This is a genomic window from Thermosynechococcus sp. NK55a (assembly GCF_000505665.1).
Taxonomy (GTDB): Bacteria; Cyanobacteriota; Cyanobacteriia; order Thermosynechococcales; family Thermosynechococcaceae; genus Thermosynechococcus.
In genome coordinates this window covers 1,405,295-1,420,085 of the sequence record NC_023033.1, presented here as the reverse complement: position 1 = coordinate 1,420,085, position 14,791 = coordinate 1,405,295, and the positions used below count along the sequence as shown (strand labels likewise).

The 14,791-nt window shown below is 52.2% G+C and carries 10 protein-coding genes and 2 pseudogenes; 1 reads left to right on the top strand and 11 read right to left on the bottom strand.

Features of this window, described 5'->3' with window-relative positions:
- From NK55_RS06835 to NK55_RS12425, 7 genes and pseudogenes are all read right to left on the bottom strand, one after another.
- Positions 1-717, bottom strand: a complete 717-nt coding sequence (locus NK55_RS06835; RefSeq protein ID WP_024125031.1) for an ABC transporter ATP-binding protein — start codon at positions 715-717, stop codon at positions 1-3.
- 3 nt (positions 718-720) lie between these two features.
- Positions 721-1,023 carry a hypothetical protein gene (locus NK55_RS06830; RefSeq protein ID WP_225871742.1) on the bottom strand — a complete coding sequence of 101 codons (303 nt, stop codon included), beginning with the start codon at positions 1,021-1,023 and terminating at the stop codon, positions 721-723.
- A 174-nt stretch (positions 1,024-1,197) separates the two neighbouring features.
- Complete coding sequence (locus NK55_RS06825) at positions 1,198-2,019, bottom strand: nitrate ABC transporter ATP-binding protein (RefSeq protein WP_051372890.1); 822 nt, start codon at positions 2,017-2,019, stop codon at positions 1,198-1,200.
- 74 nt (positions 2,020-2,093) lie between these two features.
- Positions 2,094-4,069, bottom strand: a pseudogene (locus NK55_RS06820) (nitrate ABC transporter ATP-binding protein).
- A gap of 9 nt (positions 4,070-4,078) precedes the next feature.
- The gene (gene ntrB / locus NK55_RS06815; protein WP_024125028.1) at positions 4,079-4,915 is read right to left on the bottom strand and encodes a nitrate ABC transporter permease; all 837 of its coding nucleotides are present in this window, start codon (positions 4,913-4,915) and stop codon (positions 4,079-4,081) included.
- A 30-nt stretch (positions 4,916-4,945) separates the two neighbouring features.
- Positions 4,946-6,280: a CmpA/NrtA family ABC transporter substrate-binding protein gene (locus NK55_RS06810; protein WP_024125027.1), complete on the bottom strand. Its 1,335-nt coding sequence runs from the start codon at positions 6,278-6,280 to the stop codon at positions 4,946-4,948.
- A 316-nt stretch (positions 6,281-6,596) separates the two neighbouring features.
- A complete protein-coding gene (locus NK55_RS12425; RefSeq protein WP_162147174.1) occupies positions 6,597-8,831 on the bottom strand; it encodes a bifunctional diguanylate cyclase/phosphodiesterase in 2,235 nt (744 codons plus the stop codon).
- Positions 8,832-9,257: 426 nt separating this feature from the next.
- Here NK55_RS12425 and NK55_RS13495 point away from each other — a divergent pair, with 426 nt between their 5' ends.
- Entirely contained in the window at positions 9,258-9,494 is a 237-nt protein-coding gene (locus tag NK55_RS13495; RefSeq protein WP_041429120.1) for a hypothetical protein, read from the top strand.
- Between the two features lie 374 nt (positions 9,495-9,868).
- Here NK55_RS13495 and NK55_RS14030 read toward each other — a convergent pair whose 3' ends face one another.
- The 4 genes and pseudogenes from NK55_RS14030 to NK55_RS06780 all read right to left on the bottom strand — a co-directional run bounded on the left by NK55_RS14030 (position 9,869) and on the right by NK55_RS06780 (position 14,753).
- Positions 9,869-10,354 (bottom strand): zinc ribbon domain-containing protein, encoded by a 486-nt coding sequence (locus tag NK55_RS14030; RefSeq protein ID WP_255325221.1) that lies wholly within the window; start codon positions 10,352-10,354, stop codon positions 9,869-9,871.
- Positions 10,345-11,118, bottom strand: coding sequence for a hypothetical protein (locus tag NK55_RS14025; RefSeq protein ID WP_255325220.1), 774 nt, complete (start codon positions 11,116-11,118; stop codon positions 10,345-10,347). The genes NK55_RS14030 and NK55_RS14025 overlap by 10 nt, the downstream gene beginning before the upstream one ends.
- Positions 11,115-12,121, bottom strand: a pseudogene (gene trpS, locus NK55_RS06785) (tryptophan--tRNA ligase). The gene NK55_RS14025 and the pseudogene trpS overlap by 4 nt, the downstream one beginning before the upstream one ends.
- A 40-nt stretch (positions 12,122-12,161) precedes the next feature.
- Positions 12,162-14,753: a M1 family metallopeptidase gene (locus tag NK55_RS06780; RefSeq protein WP_024125025.1), complete on the bottom strand. Its 2,592-nt coding sequence runs from the start codon at positions 14,751-14,753 to the stop codon at positions 12,162-12,164.
- Positions 14,754-14,791: the final 38 nt, after the last annotated feature.

Here is a 14,791-nt window from a genome sequence, read left to right as displayed (position 1 = left end):
TTAACCCAGGTAAGCTTGCTGAACCCTTGGATCGCTCAACAGATCTGAGGCCTTGCCACTAAGGGTCATTTGGCCTGCCTCCAGGACATAGCCGCGATCGCCCAATTGTAGGGCAAGGTGAGCATTTTGCTCCACTAGTAGGATTGTCATTCCCTGTTGCCGCAGTTGCGCCAAAATGGCAAAAATTTCCCGCACTAAATTGGGTGCTAAGCCTAAACTGGGTTCATCAAGGAGCAGTAAGCGAGGATGACTCATTAGGGCACGGGCGATCGCTAGCATTTGCTGTTCACCCCCACTGAGGGTTCCTGCCAGTTGGTGTTGCCGCTCCCGTAGTCTGGGAAACCGGTTGAGTTGCTCTTCGAGGTCTTGGGCAATCTGCGCTTCATCTCGACGGCAGTAGGCACCGAGAAGGAGATTGTCCCGTACGGTTTGGCGCGCTAGAACCTGACGCCCCTCTGGACAATGGGCAATGCCCAACCTGACTAATTCATGGGGCGATCGCCCGGCAATAGATTGACCGGCAAAGCGAATAATACCTTCACTGGGAACGAGTTTAGAAATGGCACGCAGGAGGGTGGTTTTGCCAGCACCATTGGCACCCACAAGGGTAATGCACTCCCCGGCTTCAATAGACAGACTCACCTCTCGCAGAGCACAAATGCCACCGTAGTGGACACTCAGGGACTCAATTTCCAAAATGCGAGCTTGAGAACTCATCCCCTAGGCCGTGGTCTGTGATTCTGCTCTGCTGTGGGAGCTGCCCCTCGCCTCTTCCCATTCAGCAATAGCGGCATTTTCTGTTTGGGCAGCAGCACTGGTGACGAGGGCGGTAATTTCTCGAGGAGAGAACCCTTCTTCCATTAGCTCCCTATAAATAGGATGGAGATTGCGTTGCAGTTCTTTGAAGATGGCGCGGGCGCGATCGGTATAGCAAAAGTTTTGGTCAAATAAGCTGGCCATCATCAACCTCGCAAGGGTACTGCCACTATAGCGTAGCTTAGGGACTGGGGGAATTGCGGTCAAGTTGCATTATCCTAAACGGATAGCAGATAAGCACAGTGGCGGTAATAGGCAGTTGTTATCTCCTGCGGGGTTGGACGTTACCTCTCTGCCTGTGGCAGCCTAGGGGTTGCCCAAGCCGTAAGGCAGAAATTTCAATTTTGCGCCATGTTAGGTAGAAAAGAGAGGATTAACCAGCTACTCTGCATCTTCGTCGAGATGATAACGACGATAGAGAAAGTCAAGGGCATCGTTGCGCAGTTGATAGTAGGTGGGATCTTCAAGGATGCGCTCGCGATCGCGCGGACGTGGAAAGGGAATGGTCATGATCTCACCAATTTTGGCAGCGGGGCCATTGGTCATCATTAGGATGCGATCGGCCAAAAAGAGGGCCTCGTCAACATCGTGGGTAATCATTAGCACGGTGCAGCGGTGTTCTTGCCAAATATTCAACAACTCTTCTTGCAATTCCTCTTTGGTGATGGCATCGAGGGCACCGAAGGGTTCATCGAGAATAAGGATCTCTGGCCGAATTGCCAGGGCACGGGCGATCGCCACCCGTTGTTTCATCCCTCCTGATAATTGAGTTGGATATTTATTGGCCGCTTCCGCCAAGCCCACCATTGCCAAGTGTTCGCGGACGATTGCCATCTTTTGTGGACGGGATTTTTCTGGCCAGACAGCATCCACTGCCAGATAAATATTCTCAGCCGCAGTTAACCACGGCAAGAGAGCATAGTTTTGAAACACCACCATGCGATCGGGCCCCGGCTCCTTAATTGGCTGACCCTTGAGGCGTACTTCCCCCGTCGTAGGACGCACAAAGCCCGAGATCATATTGAGTAAGGTGGTTTTGCCGCAGCCAGAGTGGCCAATGACGCAGATAAACTCCCCCGCCTGAACATCGAGGGTAATATCCGTGAGCACAGTGAAAGGTCCACTACGGGTGGGATAGACTTTGCTTACCTGTTCTAGGCGCAAAAAGGATTCCGTAGAGCCTATGGCCACAGCGGTAGTCATGGTTGGGTTGCCGTTGCTAATCATGGATAACTCCGATTACTCCAGAGAGTCTGACATCAGGGTGGATTGGGGACTTAGGCGGCCCGTGACACAGGTAAATTCAGGGGAATCTCGGCCATATAGACCTCATGTTTGATGGTGAGGCTATTAAGATAGCTAATGGGGTCATCCGCATTGAAGGTCGTACCATCAAACAGTTGAATAGGCCCGCTGCGATATTTAATATCCAAAAGTCCCAACTCGCGGGCGGCCGTACTAAAGACACTCACGCGACATACCCGTTCCAGAATCTCTACCCAATTGCGGGGGAAGGGAATCGTACCCCAGCGAGCCATCTGGGTCATCATCCACAGGTGTTCGGTGCGACTGGGACGATTGACACCGTCGCCAAAAAAAGATGGTGCACTGGCCCACCTTGTTCATTTAGCCCTAGCTCCAAATACTCAGGGTTGGTGGCCACATAGGCTTTGCGGCTGAGGATTTGCTTAATCTCCTCACTGTGGGCAGGATCGGCACAGTAGCGACAGGCATCCAGTAGGGCCTTGACCAAGGCAATGTGGGTATTGGGGTAGGTCATCGCCCAATCTTCTCGCACCCCCAGTACTTTTCCTGGATGCCCAGCCCAAATGTCCATGTCACTGGCAATGGTAAAGCCCAGTCCCTCTTTGGCGGCCCGGAGGTTCCAAGGATCGCCTACACAATAGCCATCAATACTGCCGGCGCGCAGATCCGCCACCATTTGCGCCGGTGGAATTGTTTGCAGGTGGACATCGTGATCGGGGTGAATGCCCCCTGCTGCTAGCCAGTAGCGCAATAGGAGATTGTGCATTGAAGAGGGATGCACCATTCCCAACCGGTGGGGGCGATCGCGCGTTTGTAGCAAGTAGCGGTGAAAGTCACTCAGGGTACGAATCCCCTGCTCGGCAAATTCCTTTTTCAGGGTGATGCCATTGCCATTGCGGCTAAGGGTGAGGGCACTGACCACAGGCAGCGGCTGCTCTTCATGTCCGCCGCAGGTAAACCACACGGGCATCCCCGCCGGCATCTGAGCGGCATCGAGGTAGCCTGCGGCAATCCCATCCACAATGCCTCGCCAACTGCTCTCGCGCACAAGGGACACTTCCTCAAGGCCATGGTGGGCAAAGAACCCCTTTTCATAGGCGATGGCGATTGGGGCACAGGCGGTCAAGGGCACAAAGCCAATTTCCAAATTTATTTTTTCGAGGCCATGGCGGGCGATCGGCGGTTTGCGACGCGCCTGCAACTGCTTCACCCGTTTTTGCTGGTTGAGAAAATAGATGATTTCACTGCGTAGACTGTAGTAACTGGGGTGTTCGACAACGGCCATCCGTTGCCGCGGACGGGGAATATCCACTTCAAGAATGCCGCCAATTTTGGAGCCGGGACCATTAGTGAGCATGACAATCCGATCCGAGAGGAGCACCGCCTCATCCACATCGTGGGTCACCATCACCGCCGTCACCTGCTGGGCTTCGCAGATCTTCATCAATTGTTCCTGCAAATTACCCCGTGTGAGGGCATCCAAGGCACCAAAGGGTTCGTCCAGCAGCAGTAGCTTCGGCTGAATTGCAAGGGCGCGGGCGATCGCCACCCGTTGCTTCTGGCCGCCAGAGAGCATTGTGGGTGGCTTGTGGGCATGGGGGCGCAGCCCCACCAGGTCAATATGGGACTCGACAATTTGCCGCCGTTCAGCAGGAGTCAGGTGAGCAAGCACTTCATCCACTGCTAGGGCAATGTTCTCGCGTACCGAAAGCCACGGCAGCAGCGAGTAGTTTTGAAAGACCACCATGCGATCCGGCCCCGGTTGGCCCACCCGCCGCCCCTCCAAGGTGACCACACCTGAGGTGGGCAAATCTAAACCGGCAATCATATTCAGCAGCGTTGATTTACCACAGCCGGAGTGACCAATGAGGGAGATAAATTCTCCCTTTTGAATCTGCAAGTTAATCCCCTTCAGGGCGAGATACTGCCCCCCATTGGCCAGATCAAAAACCTTTTCCACCTGATCCACTGCCACAAAGACGCCCATAATTCCCTCCTAACGATTGGCCGGCGCAATTTTGGTTTGCAGAAAGCCCACGAAGCGGTCCAATATCAAACCCACTGCGCCGATATAGATCACCGCCACAATAATTTCGCTGACATAGTTTTGCTGATAGGCATCCCAGATAAAGAAGCCAATGCCCGCCACGCCTGACATCACAATTTCCGCCGCAATAATGGCCAGCCAGGCCAAGCCAATGGCAATCCGCAGGCCAGTAAAAATATAGGGCAGCGCTGAGGGCAGAAGAATTTTCAAAAAGAAGGTTTTCTTGGAAAGTCGCAGTACCCGCGACACATTTTTGTAGTCCTGGGGAATTTCCCGGACGCCAACCGCTGTGTTAATGAGAATCGGCCAAATTGCAGTAATAAAGATAACAAAGATGGCCGCCGGCTCATTTTGCCGCAATGCTGCTAAGGAAATTGGCACCCACGCCAAGGGCGCCACCATGCGCAGAAACTGGAAGATGGGGTCAAGGGCCTTATTCAACACTGTACTGGTACCCACCAAAATTCCAACAGCAATGCCCACTACGGCCGCCAATCCGTAGCCCTGACCAACTCGGGTCAAACTAATGAGGGTCTGCCGTGCCAACCCCTGATCCAGTGGGCTCTTGTAGTAAAAGGGATGAAAAATGAGATAGCGACTGCGCTCATCAGCCAGAACTTGAATTGGGCCAGGGAGCGAGAGAATTTTAGTTGAAGAGAGAATCTGCCAAACCACCAGGAACCCAATCACACCCATAATTGGTAGGTAAAAATTCGCCCCCTGTCGGCGCAGAAACTTGATGAGGGGATTGGCATTGCCATTACGGCGCACAGATGCAATAGCCATGGAAGTCTCCGATTGAGTAGCAATAAAACACTAGGACTTGACCTTGATTTTGAGGCTGTCTAGATAGGCTTGGGGGTTATCGGGATCAAACTTGATGCCATCAAAGAAGGTTTCAACACCCCGCGATTCGGTGGTGGGAATTTCAGCCGCCGGCACTCCTAACTCTTTGGCGGCCTCTTGCCAGAGATCGCTGCGGTTGACGCGACCAATTATTTGCTTGATGTTGTCGAAATCCTTGAGTTTATCAGCGTTGAAGCCCCAGCGCAGATTTTCGGTCAGGAACCAGAGGTCATGGCTCTTGTAGGGGTAGGAGATGCTATTGCCATTGGGATCCCGCCAGTAGAGGGGTCCGATGTTAAAGTCGTTGAAATTGGGTTGACCATCCCCCATGGTGTAGGTGCCCTCATAGGGCGGTGTAAGAATATTGCCGGGAACGTTGAAGTATTCACGGCGGCTGCAAATCTGAATCAATTCGGGACGATTGGCCTTGTCATCGCACCACTGCTGAGCTTCCATTACCGCTTTCAGGAGGGCTTTGGTGGCTTTGGGGTGTTTATCGACCCAGTCAGCTCGCACGGCTAGGTACTCTTCGGGGTGGTAGGGCCACATCTGGGCTGTCAGAGCGGCCATGAAGCCAATATCATCGCTGACAATGCGGAAGGGCCAAGGATCACCGGTACTGAAGGCGTCCATGGTGCCGTTGCGCATTCCGGCAACGGTTTCGGCGGGGGGAACGGCTAACAGGTCAATGTCGCGATCTGGGTCAATGCCGTTGGCGGCAAACCAATAGCGGATCCAAAGGTCTTGGTTGACTTGGGGAAAGGTATAGGCGGCTTTGAATTTACGTCCGTTTTTAGCGGCAAAATCCTTGATATAGTTCGGGTCAGCAATTTTTAGGTGAATGCCTTTTCCTCGATTGGCTCCGGAAATGGCAATGCCGTTGCCTTGGGTATTCAGTTGGGCCAGCAGGTACATAGGTACCTTCTGATTGTTGAGGGTAATGATGCCCTCGCTGATGAGGTGTGGCATGGGCATTTGCCACTGGCCACCATCAATGCCACCACCGGCGGAGCCAATGACGACGTTGTCACGGGCACTGGCCCAGTTGGCTTGCTTGGCCAGTTGAGCGTTGGCGAGGCCATGCTTGGCAAAAAAGCCCTTTTCTTTAGCAATAATTAGGGGGGCAGACTCAACAATGGGAATAAAGCCTAGTTTAATCGTGTCTGTTTCCACCTCTGCCGCAGTTCCACCTCCCTGTTGCTGTGTTTGGGGATTTTGGGCTGGGGCGCATCCTTTGAGGGCGATCGCCCCCACGGCGGTAGCGGTAGCAGTCATTAAAAAGTGACGACGCGACAATTGAGACATAGTGTGACCTATATCGAGAACAGTAAATAGTTGACAAAAAAAGCGATTCCCAAACCGACAGGTTGGGATAGGTTTTCCAATTAACGGTGACGAAAGACCGAAATTTGGATTGCAATCAATCTATCATCACACCCCGTCAAAAAGATATAGGTCTATACTATAAACTGAAGGAATATTTTTTATTAAACTTATAACCTGAGCTAATATAATTAAGTCCCTCTATGGGCGTAATTTGCCCACTTGATTAAGGGGGGTCGGGAATAATGGCAAGGTAATTTGTTGTCAACTTTTAGCCTTGGGCTTGATTGGCAGCACTTTAGAGGATGTGCTCTTGAAGGTACACCTCAGCCTTTTCCGTAGTCAGCGGCGGGGCAAAAAGATAGCCTTGGCCAAGGGGACAGCGCAGCGATCGCAACCGTTGCAGTTGGGTGGTATTTTCAATGCCTTCGGCAATACAATCGAGGTGGAGATTGCGAGCCAAGGCCAAAATCGTGCGTACCAATTCAAAGTCTGCTTGGCTGCGATCCATTTGGGAAATAAAAGAGCGATCAATTTTAATGCCATCGAGGGGAAGATTGCGCAAATAGCTCAGGGAGGAATACCCAGTACCAAAGTCATCAATGTTAATACGTACACCCATGGCTTTGAGTCCAGCGAGAATTTTGCAGGCAGAGTCCAAGTGCTGCATTAATGCACTCTCAGTAATTTCAATCTTCAGAAATTGACCCGCTAAATGGTGGTGCTCAAGGGTTTGTTCAATCTCAGCCACAAGGTTAGGCAAAGAAAAATGATTGGCTGACAGATTAATATTCATCGTAAAGCCCACAGACTGAAGCTTAGGATAACGCTGTTGCCACTGCTGCAACTGTTCACAGGCGCTGTGCAGCACCCAGCGGGAGAGTTCAAAAATCAGACCAGTTTCTTCAGCAACAGGAATAAACACCGTGGGGGAAATGAGGGTATCTCCCTTTTGCCACCGCAGGAGTGCCTCAAAGCCTCTAAGGGATTGGCTGCCCAGATGAACAATGGGCTGATAGTGGAGAACAAAGTTCCCGCGCTCAATAGCTTGGCGTAGTTCCACTTCTAAATGCAGCCGATCACGCAGCTGTTGCAGCATCACGGGGTGAAAGACATCAATGCGATTGTGCCCTTTGGCTTTGGCGTGGTACATGGCCATGTCGGCATTCCGCAGCAGTTCCTCACTACTTCTGTAGTGGGCATCTCCCATCACTAGGCCCATACTGACAGTACTGTAGAGGGTGTAGTGATCTATTTGAAAGGGCTGACTGAGACGCTCCCGCAGCCTTTCGGCAATGGTTTGAGCCTGTTCTATGCCCTGAATGTCGTTGAGCAACACGGCAAATTCATCGCCGCCTAGGCGGGCTACAACATCTTGAGGACTGACATGGCGAGTTAGTCGCCTGGCAAATGCTTGCAAAAACAAATCCCCAATGGAGTGCCCCAGACTATCATTGAGGGTCTTGAAGCGATCCAAATCCAAACAGAGAACGGCGTAGTGGAAGTCGGGGTACTCTGCAGCATGGTTGAGGGTGAGGCGCAACTGCTCCTCAAAGAACCAGCGATTGGGTAAATGGGTGAGCCGGTCATGGCGGGCTTGGTAAAGGAGTTGGGCTTCGACTGCTTTGCGCTCTTGAATTTCCCTTTGAGCTTTTTGATAGAGTTCCGCTTGCAGGATGGCGATCGCCAACTGGATTGAAATTTGCTTGATCAGTTCAATTTCACTGTCTTGCCAGTCGCGGGGATGGGCGCATTGATGACAGATAAGCAACCCCCAGAGCCGCCCTTCCACTATGACGGGTACCACCAGATTCGCTTTGACCTGATAGTGCGCTAGCAAATCGCGATAGCAGGGCGTGACCGGGGCGATGTCTAGATTATTCACTACATGGATGCGACCCCGCTTGTAGGCTTCCACATACCGTTCCGTAAAGCAGTAGTCCCCCACTACATCTCCAAGGGCCGACAACCAAGGGGGAACGACGGCTTCAACATCCATAATGCCGCGCCAATCGTCGAGGAAGCGATAAATGAGCACGCGATCGCACCCTAGGAGTTCTCGCACATCCTTGACAGCAGTTTCCAGAATCGTCGGAAGTTCAAGGGTTTGGTGAATGTGCTGAGTAATCTGCACCAGCAGGCGATCGTATTGGGCTTGGCGCAGCAGTTGGTGTTCCACCTGATGGCGCTCAATGGCATGGCGGATACTGCGCGCCAGCAAGTGAGGACTGAGTTCCTGAATAGTTAAATAATCCTGAGCGCCACTGTGCAGTACTTGGGTAGCCAGATCAGGGCGATCGCTAGGATCAATCACAACTAGGGGCAAGTGTGGATAGCGTTGCTGGAGTGTTTGCACTGCTTTAAGAACGTGATCCCCTTGAGTAATAAGGATAAGGAGATTGGGTTTGGCCTGAGCAACCACACCGGGGGTTAAATGAGAATACAGACAGGTGTGAACTTGATAGCGAATGTAATCAATCTCTGCAAGATGTGGATATAAAATTTCACCCGATTGGGGGATGTTTTCGATCACTAATAGGTTGGTAGGTGGGGGTAAGCATTTTTTTTGAGGATATTTTTGCGCAGACTCTTCTGTGACGACTTCAAGGGGCGATAGTGATTCTGAAGGGCAGTCATCAACAGCGGACAAAACAAGGAGTTTCTCAATCATTGGTAAAGCATCGCCCAAGACATTCAAAATAAAAATTTACAAAAGTTTATCAAATGGTGTTATTGATTGCTTTTTCCTAAGTTCATTATACACACCTTTTCTAAACCACTGGGGCACCAATGGTGCTTTATGCTCTCAAGAAGCGGCTTTGCGGTTTTTCTGACTGTGATCTCATCTTTCTGAAAAGGGTGGGGATCGCTGGGGAATCGCGATAGAGAACATGTTTAGACTCCTATCAAAATTGCTCGGTTAGAAGCAGCATTCCCCCAGGGTAGGGGGCTGATCGTTGTGTTAAAAAAACAAATTCGAGGCTGGTTTTGGGTTTCTGTATCTACATTGACCCTGGCGATCGCCCTTTTGATTTCGCCATCTGTAACCCTGGCGCAGCGGGACTTGATCCCCATTGATGGTTCTGATGAGGATATGCAGCGTCTGTTTGATCTGATTTATTCATTTATTGTCCGTGCCACAACCCCGCCCGTCTTTGGCTGCAAAACAGTCCTGAGGTGGAAGTCTATCAGTTGATTCGCAGGATTTTGCATAGGGGTACCACCCTCGATATCCGTTCTATATCCGTCAGCGCCAAGATGATAACTACGGTTCCTATGGTTTTAGTTGAAATCCCTTGATCGTGCATCCCCGCACCCTCGCCCATTGGCGGATTTTTCTGGAAACCCTGCGTCACGAGGGTTGGCATGTTGTGTAGGCCTAAAGGGGATTTGGATTCCCCAGTGCCCGTGGGCATCCACGTCAGCCCCGGTATCGTGGCAGATTTTACCGCAAGAGTGGCTATGACCCTGAAGAGATTCCCATTGAAGCCGAGGCCTTTGCTGCTGAGCGCTTACCCAATATGGCACTGCAGGGGTTACAGCGGGAGTGTGCCGACGGGCTCCACCGTTCTAGGAAGGACTAACTGTTGGGGGGATCAAGGCACCACAGTGGCGGCAATAGGGCAAGTGGCGGTAGGTGGGCCGCCCACAACTGGGACAGGGCATCCACTGCAAATAACCACAGTGGGGACAGTGTTGGTCCAAATCCCGCAATCGTTTACCACAGCGCACACAGCGTTGTTTTTGAATGCGCCCTGCCGCCTGTCGCTGTGGATTGAGGAAAACAGCTTGTGCCACTTTGATGACGCCAAACCCCACTGCTGGAATCAGCAGAATATAAAGATAGCTGACCAAAAAGAGCAGGCCGCCAAAGAGGGCAAGAATCCAACTGGACAGCCATTCAAAGAGTGCTCCCACCTGCAACAGTTCAAAGATCTTCAGCACCAAGGGAATTGAGAAGATCACCAACAGGTGCCAACTCATGAGGGCAAGCAGGCCATAGTGGTGGCGATCGCCAAAGCGATACACCCAGAGGGCAATGCTAATCAGTGGCAATAAAAAAGAACCTGCAGGAGCAATTGCAGGCTGGGATACCAAAATTGAGAGCGCCGGTATTCGCTCTCAAGCTGGGCAAATTGGGTGGTGTCTTCTAAAAAGTTCAGGAATGCTTGGCTACTGGGTTCCTGGAGAATTGCCTGTTCAAGGGCAGCAATCTCATTTTTGAGAGCGGCGATCTGGCGATTGTTGGCTTCAAGAGTGACTTTGGCCTTGGCAGCTTCTACCAAGTTGATGGATTGCTCCGGAGGTTGTCCGGCAAGCTGCTCCAATAGGGTTGAGCCATACTCTTGGCGAATGCGGGCATTGCTGGCCTCGAGGGTTTGGATTTGCGCCTGTTTTTTCTGTTGTTGTCTGAGTCGCGCCTGATTTGGGGGATGGTTGACAGCGTCCTGATATTTTGCGTAGGTCAAGCAAATGGATGAGAGGGTTCCCAGTTTCCCTTTGGCACTCTCTTCTAGCTGCTCTAGGTGGCCCTGGGGCAATGGCTCCAAGATCATCTGCTGCTTGAGAAAACGAATCGCGCGATCGCTCCCTCTATCCTGACGATAGCTTTGCCACGGCTCATAGCAGGGCTGAGCTTGACTGGGACTCAAGGGCCAATGGCTAATTTCGCTGAGGCCACTAAAGACATTAATGAGGATAAAAATATCCAACAATATAATGACAGTGAGACTGACCCAATTGAGGGGCTCGCCATTGACAAGGCGCGATCGCCGCCAAAATGCCCCCCACGCCTGTCTGAGCTTTCGGCCTATTCTCATGGGAGCGTAAACCCAAAGGCAAGTTTCACCCGCTCTAAAGTGGCATTTGCCACACTCGCTGCCTGCTCTTGGCCTTTTTTCAGCAAATCCTTCAGGTAGCTTGGATCTGCCATAATCTCGTTGTAGCGCTGCTGAATTGGTTCAAGGGTAGCAATCACCGCATCCGTGAGCAGGGGCTTAAACTGTCCCCAGCCCATATCGGCACACTCTGCCGCCACTGCCTCTTTAGTTTTTCCCGTAAGCACTTGATAGAGGCTCAGCAGGTTATTGGCTTCAGGGCGATCGGGATCGTCAAATGCCAAGCCACGAATCGGATCCGTTTTGCAGCGCTTGATCTTTTTGCGAATCTCTTCAGGGGAGTCCAAAAGGTTAATCCGACTCAACTCCGATGGATCTGACTTCGACATTTTTTTGTGCCATCGGTGAGACTCATCACCCGTGCCCCCGCCTGAGGAATCAAGGGTTCCGGCAGTTTCAAAATTGGCGGCTGATTGCGGGCAAAGAGGTAATTCACACGGGCAGCAATATCGCGGGTCAGCTCCAAGTGCTGTTTTTGATCTTCGCCCACGGGCACAAGATCGGCATCGTAGAGCAAAATATCTGCTGCCATGAGCACAGGGTAGTCCAGCAGTCCTGCTGCCACATTTTCCCCCTGCTTGACGGCTTTTTCCTTGAATTGGATCATGTCCTCTAGCCAGTTGAGGGGGGTAATGCAGTTGAGTAACCAAGTGAGTTCGGCATGGGCGCTGACGTGGGATTGCACAAAAATAGTGGCGTGGGCAGGATCAATACCACAGGCCAAATACAGAGCAGCCACCGTGTAGGTATTGGCGGCGAGTGCCGCCGGATCGTGGGGTACTGTAATCGCGTGTAAATCCACCACGCAGAAGTAGTTTTCATACTCTGCTTGACTGGCTACCCAGTTGCGAATGGCACCGAGGTAATTGCCTAAATGCAGGCTACCTGTGGGCTGTACTCCCGAAAGTACCCGTTTTTTGGTCACCCAAGCCTCCTTTAGTTGTTGCTCTATCTATGCTACAGCCCTAAGTGGGGGCTGATTCCTGATTGGTAGCTTTAGTTCGTGCCTCCAATTCTTCAAGGCGGCTTTTCAGGGTTTGATTTTCCTTTTGCAATTCGCTAAGGGTGGTTTCTAGAGTCTGGAGACGATCATCGCTGCCAATGGCTTTTTGCACCTTGGCAATGCTTTCATCCACGAGTCGCTTGATGCGGCCATCGGTGGTGCGATCGCCCACCTGTTGCAGGATGCCCAAAACCCGTGGATGGTCAATTTGACTCAGGGCTTGGACAACGGCCATCTGGGTAAAGAAAAAGGTCTCATGGCTCAGTTGCTCTAGCCGTTCTAGAATTTGCTGCAGTTGGGGATGGTGGCGATCGCCAATGGTGCCAAGGGTACGAATGGCTGCCAAACGCAGGGGTTGCGGGACATCCATAGCAGTATAGTCGAGAACCAAATTCACCGCCTCTGGCACATCCTTGAGTTGTCCCACGCCAGCGATCGCCCCACAGCGCACCACCTCGTTCCAGCCCTGCCGCCTTTCCAAGGCCTTGCGCAGCCGTTTCAGCACTTTTTCGGGCTTGGGTTTCGGTTGCAGTTTGGCAGCAGCAATGACCCCAATTCCCTTCAGGGCAGCTGCTTCAACGCTATAACTGGGGTCGCCATGCTTGGCAATGGGCTTGAGGAGTTCGTAGGCTTTCGCAGACTTAAATCCTGCAATGGCCTCCACTGCTGCTGCGCGCACATGGGGATGGTGATCCGCAAGCGCCAGTTTCAGGGCATCTAAACTTTGAGCCAGTTGAATTGTGCTTAGGACTTTGGCAATTTCGCGGCGAACCCCCCAGAAGGGTTCCCGTTTCAGCGCCTCTGCAAGGACTTGAACCACCTCTAAGTTGCCTTTTTTACCAAGGGCAATCGCGGCTTGAATGCGTCCGAGCACATCGGGGTCGTACTGAAGCTGCGCCTTGAGCTCCGGCAGGGGGTACTCTAGGGTTACGGTTTTTAACGTATGGTTGCCGGCATCAAAACTCACAAACCTGGGTTGCTTTGGCAGCGGTAGATAGAAGGTGTGCTCTGGTTCATGAATGCGCAGCGGCATGATCTTCACTGACACCTGTCCCTGCTCATCTACGGTACCGATACCGATGGGAATCCGCAGATCAAAAAGATTGCGCTCTAGGGGGGTAACGCCTTCGGTTACCTGCTGCTGCTTGACGGTAATAACGGCTAATTGATCGGTAGCCTCCCAGCGATAGCTGACATGGAAGTCGGGATGACCGCCGCGAAACACGTATTGGTCAAAGAGGGGAAGTAAGTTGCGTCCAGTGGCACTTTCAATGGCCCGCAGAAGATCCACCGTTTCAACGGTTTGATGGGCGTAGGTCTGGACAAAGGTTTGAATGGCTTTCCAGAATAGTTCTTCGCCGAGTTCTTGGCGGATCATGTGATAGACACAGGCGCCTTTTTCGTAGAGGTGGCGATCGTAAAGTTCAATGGCCTCGCGATAGACGTGGGTGACAATAGGGCGGCGGTAGCGATCGCTATCCTCACTGAGGTAGCTGCGCAACTCCCCAAGACGGTAGTAGGCGGCAAAATCAGCGCCATATTCCTCTTCAAACCACAGCACCTCGGCATAGGAGGCCATGCCCTCCTTAATCCAGGCATGGGACCAGTGCTTGATCACCACCAGATCCCCAAACCACTGGTGTGCCAGCTCATGGGCAACTAAGCTTTCACTGCGAAAATCTTCCGCAGCTGCCCGCTCATCCAAAAGACAGCGATCGGTGAGCAGCGTTGTCGAGGTATTTTCCATGCCCCCAAAGATAAAATCAGCCACACATACCTGGGCATATTTGGGGTAGGGGTAGGGATAGCCATAGATGCGGCTGAAAAAGTCAATCATCCTTGGTGTTTTGCCCAAGGTGCGTAGTGCATCGGCAGCGCGATCCTTAGCAACGTAGTAGGTGACGGGCTTGCCCTGCCACTGATCATCAAAAACGGCAAAATCCCCCACTGCCAAGGTCATCAGGTAGGTGGGGTGAACCTGGGGCTGGTACCAATCAAAGACTTGCCACTCCCCCTCGCTATAACAGGCACGCAATTCACCATTGGAAATGGCCTGTAAGGGTTGGCGCACTCGTGCTCTGATCTCTGAGGTGGCCAGTTGACCAGGATAGTCAAAACAGGGAAACCAATAGCGGGAGTCCTCATCTTCCCCTTGAGTCCAGGCTTGGGGTGGGTGGGTGGGGACAAAGTATAACCCTCGCTGAGGCTTCTCAAGGCGATAGTCAATGGCAATCAGCAGCACCTGATCGGGGCTAATCCCTAGGCTCTCATCGAGGGAAATATCAAGGAATTCGCCGTCGTAGTGGAAGGTTTGGGGTTGGTGCTGCACGGTCACGCCCTTGATCTGTTGCCCCACGGCATTGAGGCGTAGGTATCGCAATTGAGAATGGAGGGGGCGCAAGTGAATGTAGCACTGTCCCCAGCAGGTTTGAGCCTCTAAATCCAGCGTCAAATCAAGGAAAATATGTTCCACCCGCCCGGGGCGATCAGGACTATAGTGGGGGCGGGCACCACTTAGAACAAAGGATTTTGTAGGAGTGACATCAAACGTCATAAGGTTACCATCAGGCCGCACGCTGTTATTAGTCTAGA